The 11,014-nt window shown below is 58.5% G+C and carries 6 protein-coding genes; 4 read left to right on the top strand and 2 right to left on the bottom strand.

Going from position 1 to position 11,014, the window contains the following annotated elements; genetic code table 11:
- Nucleotides 1–19 precede the first annotated feature (19 nt).
- Together aauS and aauR are read left to right on the top strand one after the other, a co-directional pair.
- Nucleotides 20–1,927: a two-component sensor histidine kinase AauS gene (gene aauS, locus AC3IX4_RS23230; protein WP_489257697.1), complete on the top strand. Its 1,908-nt coding sequence runs from the start codon at nucleotides 20–22 to the stop codon at nucleotides 1,925–1,927.
- Nucleotides 1,924–3,252 carry a two-component response regulator AauR gene (gene aauR / locus AC3IX4_RS23235; RefSeq protein ID WP_489257698.1) on the top strand — a complete coding sequence of 443 codons (1,329 nt, stop codon included), beginning with the start codon at nucleotides 1,924–1,926 and terminating at the stop codon, nucleotides 3,250–3,252. Before aauS ends, aauR begins: the two co-directional genes overlap by 4 nt.
- An 18-nt stretch (nucleotides 3,253–3,270) precedes the next feature.
- Here aauR and AC3IX4_RS23240 read toward each other — a convergent pair whose 3' ends face one another.
- Nucleotides 3,271–4,263 carry an alpha/beta fold hydrolase gene (locus AC3IX4_RS23240; protein ID WP_489257699.1) on the bottom strand — a complete coding sequence of 331 codons (993 nt, stop codon included), beginning with the start codon at nucleotides 4,261–4,263 and terminating at the stop codon, nucleotides 3,271–3,273.
- A gap of 139 nt (nucleotides 4,264–4,402) precedes the next feature.
- Between AC3IX4_RS23240 and AC3IX4_RS23245 the strand changes: the two genes are divergently transcribed.
- On the top strand, nucleotides 4,403–8,950 hold the full coding sequence (locus AC3IX4_RS23245; RefSeq protein WP_489257700.1) for a dermonecrotic toxin domain-containing protein: 4,548 nt from the start codon (nucleotides 4,403–4,405) through the stop codon (nucleotides 8,948–8,950).
- A 178-nt stretch (nucleotides 8,951–9,128) separates the two neighbouring features.
- Nucleotides 9,129–10,046 (top strand): transcriptional regulator MetR, encoded by a 918-nt coding sequence (gene metR, locus AC3IX4_RS23250; protein WP_489257701.1) that lies wholly within the window; start codon nucleotides 9,129–9,131, stop codon nucleotides 10,044–10,046.
- Nucleotides 10,047–10,512: 466 nt separating this feature from the next.
- On the opposite strand, the gene AC3IX4_RS23255 is transcribed toward metR, so the two are convergent.
- Nucleotides 10,513–10,926 (bottom strand): NUDIX hydrolase, encoded by a 414-nt coding sequence (locus AC3IX4_RS23255; protein ID WP_489257702.1) that lies wholly within the window; start codon nucleotides 10,924–10,926, stop codon nucleotides 10,513–10,515.
- Between the last annotated feature and the right edge of the window lie 88 nt (nucleotides 10,927–11,014).

The following is an 11,014-nucleotide window of genomic DNA, read 5'->3' on the forward strand; positions in this document are numbered from 1 at the left end:
TCGTTCCAAGGCGACTGTGATGAAATGCGACCCTTCTCTTTATCGCGCATCCAAGCCTGCATTAGCCGTGAAACCCCGTCTGATTCGCCACCTGTTCCTGCCCCCGCTAATTATCTTGTTGATGATTGGCCTGGGTTACGCCGGCTATCTGGTCAGTGAACGCAATGGCATTCGGGCGCTGAGTGAAAACGGCGAGCGGCAGCTGGAGCTGCATGCCCGTGCGGTCGAGAGCGAAATCAACAAGTACACCTACCTGCCCAGCCTGTTGGAGCTGGAAGACAGCGTGTCTTCGCTGCTGACCGGCGCCGATGGCGAACACCGTCAAATCGTCAACGAATACCTCGAAGGCTTGAACCGACGCAGCCGCAGCCGGGCCATCTATGTGCTCGATACCACAGGCAGAGTCCAGGCCACCAGCAACTGGCGTGATGCCGACAGCTACCTGGGGGAAGATCTCTCCTTCCGTGCCTACTTCCAGGATGCGGTGCGCGGCCAACCGGGCCGGTTCTATGGCATCGGCAGCACCACGGGCGAGCCCGGTTATTACCTGGCCCATGGCCTTGAAGAACATGGCAAGATCATTGGCGTTGCGGTGATCAAGGTACGCCTGGAAGCCATGGAGGAGCGCTGGCAGCGCGCTCGCCTGGAGGCCTTTGTCAGCGACGAAAACGGCATCATTATTTTGTCCAGCGACCCCGCCCGACGACTCAAGTCGGTGCGCCCGCTGACACCTGAAACCAAGGAACGCCTGGCGCGCAGCCTGCAGTATTACTGGTGGCCGCTCAACGAACTGCAACCGCTGGCCCGGGAAAAACTCAGTGAGGGTGTCGAAAAGCTCACCTTTCCCGGCAACGCCGAACTGGGTGCCGATAAGCACGAAGTGTCGTATCTGGCCCAGACACGCCAACTCAGTGACACACCGTGGCACTTTACGCTACTCACCCCGCTTCAGGATTTGCGTCGCGAATCAATTATCCAGGGAGTACTGGCCGGCGTTGCCTTCGCTCTGCTGGCGATTTTGCTGATTGCATGGAACGAACGACGCAAAGTCATCGCCACCCGCCTGGCTGCCCGCGAAGCGCTAGAGGAAGCCAACAGCCAGCTTGAACGCCGGATTACCGAACGCACCGCGGACTTGCGCGCCAGCAACGAACGCCTCAAGGGCCAGATCCGCGAGCGGCGCCATGCTGAAGAAACCCTGCGCCGGGCCCAGGATGAACTGGTCCAGGCCGGCAAGCTGGCAGCTATCGGGCAGATGTCTACCAGCATTGCCCATGAGTTGAACCAGCCGCTGGCAGCCCTGCGCACCCTGTCGGGCAACACCGTGCGTTTTCTTGAGCGCGGCGCACTGGATACCGCCAGCGCCAACCTTCGAACCATGAACGATCTGATCGACCGCATGGGCCGAATCACGGCCAGCCTGCGCTCATTCGCCCGCCGGGGCGACGATCGCGGCGAGGCCTCGTTGGCCAAGGCCGTCGACGCCACCCTGCAAGTGCTCGCCCCGCGCATGGACACCAGCCATCTGCAATTGCACCGCGACTTCAGTGATATAGCCGTCAGGATCGACCAGACGCGCCTCGAGCAAATCCTGGTCAACCTGATCGGTAACGCCCTGGACGCGATGCAGGCGCAACCCAAGGCCGAGCTCTGGCTGGAAGGCGAGACCAGCGGCGACAAATATCGCCTGCGAGTACGCGATAATGGCCACGGCATCGACAGCGAAGCGCGCAAGCACCTGTTTGAACCTTTTTTTACCACCAAGCCTGGAGAACAGGGCCTGGGCCTGGGCCTGACCCTTTCTGCCAGCCTCGCGGCGGCCGCCGGTGGCTCGCTCAGCGTTGAACACCCTTCAGAAGGCGGCACCGCGTTTACCCTGAGCCTGCCGCTGCTCACCGCCCCCACCTTGCCAGCCGAGCCGCTATGAATCCCTCGCCTCTTACCGTCCTGATCGTTGAAGACGATCCGCATGTATTGCTCGGCTGCCAGCAGGCGCTGGCGCTGGAAGATATCGCCTGTGAAGGCGTCGGCAGCGCCGAAGAAGCCCTGGAACGCATTGGCGACGATTTCGCCGGCATTGTCGTCAGCGATATCCGCTTGCCGGGCATGGACGGGCTGGAGCTATTAACCCGCCTGAAAGCCCGCGACCGCAGCCTGCCCGTGGTGCTGATCACCGGCCACGGCGATATCAATATGGCCGTTGGCGCCATGCGCAACGGTGCCTATGACTTCATGGAGAAACCTTTCTCTCCCGAGCGCCTGGTTGAAGTCGTACGCCGCGCCCTGGAACAGCGCAGCCTGGCGCGGGAAGTGTTTTCTCTGCGCCGGCAACTGGCTGAGCGTAGTTCGCTGGAAGGCCGGATCATCGGCCATTCCACGGCCATTCAAGATTTGCGCGAACTGATCAGCAACGTCGCCGATACGTCCGCCAATGTGCTGATCGAAGGCGAAACCGGCACCGGCAAGGAACTGGTTGCCCGCTGCCTGCATGACTTCAGCCGCCGTCAGGGCCAACCCTTCGTGGCGCTCAACTGCGGGGGGCTGCCAGAAAACCTGTTTGAAAGTGAGATTTTCGGGCACGAAGCCAACGCTTTTACCGGCGCCGGCAAACGCCGCATCGGCAAGATCGAACACGCCAACGGCGGCACGCTGTTTCTTGACGAAGTCGAAAGCATGCCGATCAACCTGCAGATCAAGCTTTTGCGGGTGTTGCAGGAGCGCACCCTGGAACGCCTCGGCTCCAACCAGAGTATCGCGGTGGATTGCCGGATCATCGCTGCCACCAAATCAGACCTGAACGCACTGAGCCAGGCCAGCCAATTTCGCAGCGACCTGTATTACCGCCTGAACGTGGTGACCCTGGAACTGCCTGCGCTGCGTGAACGGCGTGAAGACATCCCCCAGCTGTTCGAACACTTCCTTGAACAAGCCTCCTTGCGTTTCGACCGGGAAATCCCCGAGCTGGACAGCCAGACCCTTTCACGCCTGATGGCCCACGACTGGCCAGGCAACGTGCGCGAACTGCGTAATGTTGCCGAGCGCTATGCACTGGGCCTGCCTGCCTTCAAGAAAGCAGGGGGCGCGAGCCAGGCACAGAGCCTGGGCTTTGCCGAAGCCGTCGAAGCATTCGAACGCAACCTGCTCAGCGACGCACTGCAACGCACCGGCGGCAACCTGAGCCAGGCCAGCCAGGAGCTGAGCATGGCCAAGACCACTCTGTTCGACAAGGTCAAGAAGTACGGCCTGGGCTAAGCGGCTACCCGGACAGGATCAGAGTTGCGCCCAGTGGCTGACATCCTGGCGGTGGGCTTTGAGATACGGCAAGACTGCCGCCAGCAAAGGTGCCTTGAAACGCTCTTGAAATCGATGTGCAAGCCCCGGAATCAACCGCAGCTCACTGCCTTGGATGTGCGCCGCCAGATGCACCCCATGCATCACCGGCAGCAACGGATCGGCCGTGCCGTGTACCACCAGGGTCGGCACCCGCAGTCGATTGAGCAATTCAACCCGGCTAGGCTCGGCCAGTATCGCCAGGATCTGGCGCTTCACCCCCTCTGGGTTGAAGGCGCGATCGTAAGACAAGGCGGCCTGATGCAACAGCACCTGGCGGTCGTCCACCTCCTCTGGGCTGCCCAGGGCAGCCAGCAAGTCAGCTTGCTGCTCCAGCGCCACTTCACGATTGGAAGCACCGCGCTTGGCCAACAACTGCAGCAACGCCGCATTGGGCGCAGGCAAACCGGCCGCCCCTGAGCTGGACATGATCAACGTCAGGCTTTCGACCCGCTGCGGCGCCATGGAGGCCATGTGCTGGGCAATCATTCCCCCCATGCTGGCGCCCAGCACATGGAATTGCTCGACCTGCAAGGCGTCCATCAGGCCAAGGGCATCTTCGGCCATATCGATCAAGGTGTAGGGAGCTGAAACCGGCAATCCGAGCTTGTAGCGCAGCACCTCAAAAGTGAGATTGGCATCCGCCGGGGCCTGGGCCCAAGTCGACAAACCGACATCACGGTTGTCATAGCGAATCACCCGAAAGCCCTGCTGACACAGTGCGACCACCACCTCATCGGGCCAGTGGATCAATTGCCCGCCAAGACCCATCACCAGTAACAAGGCCGGGTCCGAGTCTCGACCAATGCTCTGATACGCAAGGTTCACCTGAGTCAGTTCGGCCCGCTCGGTCGGCACGTCGACACTGCAACGCGAAGCTGCAAATGAAGGAAGGCCGCACAGCAGTGCGACCCAAAAGACAAATACCCGCATGAAAAAAACACCAAAACGAAAATCCCCAGTCAGACGCGATTCTGATGAACTTCATGCCAGCGCGCTGCCACAAAACCATGACAGTTTGATGAAGGTCGCTGAGCGGTAGATGCTTTACATATGTAGCCCCCGCTCAAACATGGGAACACATCCAATGTGGCCTCCATCACGCCGCAGAGAATGTTCACTCATGTCATCGATGCCATTGAAACCCGTGCCCCAAACACTCTTCGAGCTCCCCCTTGACCTACGCAAGCACCAACAAGACTTCGGCACCACTGCCGTGCCCCTGGCAGATATCGACGCGCAAGTAGCACAGATCCAGGCCATGCTCGGCGAAACGTTCGATCCGCGCACCGACGCCAAGTACCTTAATTTTCATAAAACATTTGATGAGCTGGAACAACAACAGGCGAATTTCGACGACACGGCTGCAAAATTACTACGCGTCTATCGCCTGAAAAGGGGCATTGATGCCTTCGCCCAACCCTATAAGGATTTACTCAAGGCACGCCTGCAGAGCGTTCGACTCGAAGGGGATCTCCAACAACAAATGGGGCAACTGGATGCTTCCACCTGGAGAATGCTCAGCGAATGCGTCGATGCCCTCAATGACAATCGGACAGTGCCCAAGGCGTACACCTTGGCGAGCCTATGGCTGGAGCAAGGTCGCCAGAGACACAAACTTGAAGGTGTCGTCATCCTGGCCCCTGCTTCGGCGCAGAGCAGCCAAGCCCAATGGTTGCTCTATTGGCCAGGACGGTCAGGCGACCTCATTGCGTTCAAGGACAAAGCCGCGCTGACGGAAAGACTTGAGCAACTGCTCGAAGCCGGGGATGACCGCATGCTGGCTGTGCAAGTCGAGCAAGACAACCTCTTCCACACAGGCTTGTACTATCAAATGGTGCAAGGACAATTACAGGCCACACTGATCGAAAACGATTCGGCCTACACAACGCTCGAATCGCGCAAAGAAGCACTTGAGCAACTGATCCTGACGGTCACCGAATCCATTGCCATCCCCGCCATGGCGGCCCGGGACTTGGCGATGGCTCGGGTACAAGAACAACACCGCACCGTGATCCTGGGCCTCAACCGCTCCACTTGGGTAGAGACGCTAGAGCAACATGATCGCGAAACGCTGAAGAACCATATCGAGGGTTTTCGTCAAGCGACAAAAGACGCGCAAGCCCTTGTGGAGCGCGAGCTGCCTGCACGTGACGATTTTGCCGCCACGCAGGTACAGAACTACCTGACCGAAGCGTTCAAGCTCGACGAGCCTTGCGAGATCTTCATCGACCTTCCTGAAAAGGTCGATACGGTGAAAGAATTTATAGAGGGTGCGGCACCCGGCACGCCTGTGCGGCAAGCTCACAAGCCTTCCACCCAGCGCGAAAAAGTGAGCCTTGAATCGTTGTTGATGCGAAACATCGACCCGCCGATGGTCTTACGATTGCATTATCTGAATATCATCGTCGAACCGTCTGATGTGCCGGATGCACACCGCCTGATTGAGGGTATCGACCGCCAATGGCTTCGAGAAGCTGCCAAGTCTTTGGACCTGGCACAGCAGTACGAGAACAAGCTGCGAGGCGTGTACAAGCGGGCCGAAGGTGAAACTTGGGACGACTCCCAACAGCGCCAGCAGACGCTACGCAAACCCTTTGAAAAAGCACTGGACCTGCACCGGTTTGTCGCTTTCAAACAAGGCCAGATCAATAGCAATGCAGAAGAAATACTCGAGATCGCCACGACTGCATGTAAAAAAGAGGATTGGACACGCTTTGGCCGCGATATCGAGTTGCTACCGGTGTACTTGAAGTTGTTTGATCCCGATCAGGACAACCGAGGCCCCACATTACTTGGTGTGACCTTTATCCATGATCGGGACAGCCATCAGACGCTGCTCTATGTGCCAGATGCACCCGATCACAGAAATGTACGTCAATACCCCAGCCTCGCGGACGCGCGCGAAGGCCTGGCGAACCTGTGCCTGGACAACACATTTGCGCAATACCTGGCTGGGCGCGCCTTGAGCGGCAACCCCATTGAGCACGCCAGCCGCATTAATCTGGCCCTGGCCAGCGGCTTTCGAAGCTTCATAGGCAACGGCGATGCATGGCCAGCCACCACCTCGTTGGCGCAGAACCTGCTCCACGCCGAACTGGGGCGGCTGATCAGTGCCCACCGGGATACGGCTCGTTCCAACGCAGACCTCAAAACAGAGCTGGCCCTCTTGGCGCATGGGCGTGTGTTCAACTACTTGAAAATGGCCTTCAGCGTTTTACCTGTGGTTGGCAGCGTCATTGCTGTTGCGGATATTGCAGTGTCAATCCACCAAGCAACCGCGGCTTTTTTGCGAGGTGATTTCAAACATGCCATGGATGAAATCGAATCGGCCTTTTTGTCTTTGGTGACCGGGTTTATCGACGTGCTCCCGGCTTTGCCCACTGGTTTGACTCACCTTGCCAAACTGCATCGAATCAGCCGGTTGAAAGGCGCATACACCCGCGGCCAACACTTGCATCGGTTGAGCCGTGCGGCGAGAAAACATGCCGACGCTCCATTCAAGGGGTATGCCGTAGATGTTTCGCTGCAGGGGTTGCAACCCGGCACCCACGGCCGTTATTTGGGAATTTATCAGCATTCCGATGGAGACTTCATTTTGCGGGATAGCAGGGTGTATCAGGTTTCCTGGGATGCCGACGCTGTCACATGGCGTCTGGTGCCTCCTCCGAGGCGGTCCTATCGGACGCCTATCGCCTTGGACGGGTCGGGGACTTGGCAAACACACGGCAGGCTCTATGGAACGTTCTCCAATATCAGTCTTAAGGGAGGCGGCAATGCAGTGGGGCGCGTTCTGGACCAGGCCGACCCATATTTTCCTGCGGTGTTGCGCGAGCGTCTACCGCGCTGGTGGACGGACCCAATCTATCGTCAGCACCTACGGGTTCAGAGTAAGGCCGACACCGACTGGGCAACGTTCAAGAACCAAATCGACAACACCGACAATAAACTCAGGGTATATAACGAGCACATTGATGAAAACTCAGCTGCGATTGCCGATGCCGCTTGCAAGCAGGACCTGAAGTTAGCCAGAGGCATGTTCGATACGCTGGGTGATTACCTCAAGCAATTATCCAGGCGCAATAAAATCAGAATTGAAGAGCAGCGCAGCCGCGTCGCCATGGTGATGACCGAACGTTTGGTGTTGCGTTCACATTTCGCTCGCATGCGGGCGGCTGAAAAGCTGGATGAAATCCAGGCCCTTTGGGAAACCGCCAGTGATGCCAATGCAGCGTTCAGGCGCGGTGAACTGAGTCTTGGACAGTTTCATCAGCAGAGCCTGGCCACCATCCGCCAGGTCCGACGTCATCGCGCAGCCGTCTTGAGTGAACTTGAGAACGTCGAGAAAAAGGTTGAGAACGCAAAAAAATGGTTTGAACATATCCATCCAGACCAACGCCCGACCATTCGATCCTCCTATGACGAAGCCAGCGAATTGTTCACGCCTGAACGTGCCGACTATTTGAAAACCACTCAAATAATGGAGTTGATTTTCAACGATACGCAGGTAGGGAGTGTGGCCTGGAGCTATTTACGCCAACACTTCACCCATGCCCGGGATAACATCGATCGGCTATTGAAGTCTCAGCATGGTCTCTTGGATATCAGCTCTGCCAAAGCTCAACGGCAAAAACTGCTGCACCAGTGCATCGACGCCTATGGGGAGTTCAAGACAAAACTCAAAGGTTGGTCCGCAGGCTACCCCGAGATGTTTGACAACGACATGCTCGATCGCTTGCTGGCGGCGCTAGATCGAATACAAGCTCGGGCACACACTCAGTTGACCAAACCCGCCACCCCTCGCGTTCCCGGAGGTGGCCCATCGAAAAAACGCGTTTTTGAAACCGACGACAATCAAGTATTGATTGGGGAACCTGCAGACAACCGTCCAGACATCATGGAAATCGAAGGCATTAATGGACGCACCGAACGCTACATCAAGACGGCCAACAACATGTTCCGTCGCGAGATCGATACCGCGGCCCCTAGGTTCGAGGTTGAAACTGATCTCACGCAACTGAGCAACGAAGCCAGCAGGCGATTGGCGCAACTGCCGCAGTTCAAGACACGCGTAATGCAATACAGCCAGCAGAAAATGCGGCCAGCGGACCTGGAGGACATCATGCTGGGCGAAGCCGCGGAACTTCGCAGCCGGGCCAGCCGAATTCGTACAGACTTACCCGCCGGGCAGCAGAGCGCACTATCGGAACAACTGGACCAGGCCGCCTTGTCATTGATCAGGGAGGGGCGTCAGATGCGGATCGACCAGTCCCTGGCCAGCGATACACCCACTGCTGGCTATCTGGACTATCTGCTGGATGAACAGGTGTTGGCGTTGAAGAAGCTGGGGCCTTTGCAGGCACTCGAGAGCGGCGACTTCCTGCAGGAGTTCGAAGCGTTCAATCGTCTCTCCAATGCACCGCAATGGTATGTCCACTTTCACTACAAAAAAGCGGCGCCGCCGTTCGCCGACTTCGTCAAAGCCCACGTCAAGCGTCCTGACCAACGCCGTCTGGGATTACGCTGGCAACAAGCCCAGGGGCCCAATGCTACTCCTATCTGGCGTGGTGACTTAAGCCTGCCACTGGCTCGAAAGCACTTTGAGCCCCTGTTCAACTGATGCACCAAGGAGCCGGCTGTACCGGAATGCCGGACCACCGCGGTGAGGCCATCGCGACGGTTCGGCGCCCCGACAAGCTCTGCTCCTACGATGCGTGTGCGGCGGTCGACTTCCCGCTAAACATGAGACAAACTCAACAAGTTCTTGTTGTTATCAAAGTTTACTCATGGTGCCCTCCGTGCTCGAAATCCGCCACCTGAAAACCCTGCACGCCCTGCGCGAAGCCGACAGCCTGGTCGAAGCCGCCGAACGCCTGCACCTGACTCAATCGGCTTTGTCCCATCAGTTCAAAGAGCTGGAAGAGCGCTTGGGGATGCAGCTGTTCGCCCGCAAGACCAAGCCCGTGCGCTTCACCAGTGCCGGCCTGCGCCTGCTGCAACTGGCCGATGCCACATTACCCTTGCTGCGCGGCGCCGAACGCGATATCGGCCGCCTGGCGGGCGGGACAGCCGGGCGCCTGCACATGGCCATCGAATGCCACAGCTGTTTCCAGTGGCTGATGCCGACCATTGACCAGTTCCGCGATGCCTGGCCGGAAGTGGAACTGGACCTCGCTTCAGGCTTCGCGTTTGCACCCCTGCCCGCCTTGGCCCGCGGCGACCTGGACTTGGTGGTGACCTCCGACCCGATAGACCTGGCAGGCATCACTTATGTGCCGCTGTTCACCTACGAAGCCATGCTGGCGGTGGCTAACCAGCACGCCCTGGCCACCAAGCCCTATATCGTGCCGCAGGATCTGGCCAGCGAAACGCTGATCACCTACCCGGTGGAGCGCGACCGCCTGGACATCTTCACCCGGTTTCTGGAGCCTGCCGATATCGAACCCGCGCAGGTTCGAACGTCCGAGCTCACAGTGATGATGATGCAATTGGTAGCGAGCGGGCGCGGCGTGTGTGGCATGCCTCATTGGGCGTTGCATGAATACAGTTCACGCGGCTACGTCAAGGCTCGCCGGCTGGGTGAAAAAGGCTTGTTTGCAACGCTGTACGCCGCGGTGCGCACCGATATGCTCGATGCGCCCTATATGCGCGATTTTCTGCTGACGGCCAAGGACACGTCGTTTTCAACCCTGGATGGGGTCAGTGCGGTGCGGTAGGAGCTGGCTTTAGCCGCGATGGCCACACCGGGGTGCGTCAGGCAAACCGCGGTGTGGCCATCGCGGCATAGGTATCTACACAATTCTGGGGCAGCGCGGCTCTTGTAGCCGCTGCCGAGGTACGAGGCTGCGATCGGCGGCGAAGCCGTCGTAAATTCAGGCCCTTCGGTGTGCCTGATGGATTACGGTCTCAGGTTTTACGGCCGCTTCGCTGCCGATCGCAGCCTCGTACCTCGTCAGCGGCTACATTCGTAGCAGTAGACGAGTTCAGCGAGGCCAGGTCCGGGGACGTAGTCCTCGCAAAGCCTGTACTCGCGGTGTATCTGAATACTGAAGTGCCAGGTTTTACGACTGCTGCGCAGCCGGACGTGGCCTCGTTCTACTCGTCCACTGCTACGAAATGCAGTACACCAAAAGATGTGTAGATACCTATGGCCATCGCGGCTAAAGCCGGCTCCTACACGGGTTAGGCAATAGTGGCCAGGGATTGACGGTAAAGCGGCAAAATCAGATCCCGAGTCAAAGGCGCCAGCACCAAATGGCTGTCAGCCAGAGGATCGACCCAAACCGCTTCCTCGATTTCAGCGGCAGGCGTTACCGCTTGGCTGATCGTCAGTTGGAACAGTTCGGCGACCACCTCAAACCCTGGCTCGTTGGCGGCCGGTGCGCAAAACTGCCCCACATACTGGGCGGCCTCGATATCGACCTTCAACCCCAGCTCTTCCTCCAGTTCGCGCGCCAGTGCCGCAACCGGCTGCTCATGGGCTTCGATTTTGCCGCCCGGCTGCATGAAGGCTTGGGTACCACGCTTGCGCACCAGCAGGGTTTGGCCCTGAGCGTCGAGCAACAGAGCGGCAGCGATACGAATCGTCTTGTTCATCGAAAAAGTCACTGTCGGAAAAGGCGGCAAAGAATCACATGCACAAGCTCGGCTGACAATTAGCAGTTAGGCTTGGCTAAGCGTGCAG

The organism is Pseudomonas sp. KH_021 (assembly GCF_057838865.1).

Coding starts and splice junctions, on each gene's coding strand:
- aauS (WP_489257697.1), top strand. CDS start 20: ATGAAATGCGACCCTTCTCTTTATCGCGCATCCAAGCCTGCATTAGCC.
- aauR (WP_489257698.1), top strand. CDS start 1,924: ATGAATCCCTCGCCTCTTACCGTCCTGATCGTTGAAGACGATCCGCAT.
- AC3IX4_RS23240 (WP_489257699.1), bottom strand. CDS start 4,263: ATGCGGGTATTTGTCTTTTGGGTCGCACTGCTGTGCGGCCTTCCTTCA.
- AC3IX4_RS23245 (WP_489257700.1), top strand. CDS start 4,403: ATGGGAACACATCCAATGTGGCCTCCATCACGCCGCAGAGAATGTTCA.
- AC3IX4_RS23255 (WP_489257702.1), bottom strand. CDS start 10,926: ATGAACAAGACGATTCGTATCGCTGCCGCTCTGTTGCTCGACGCTCAG.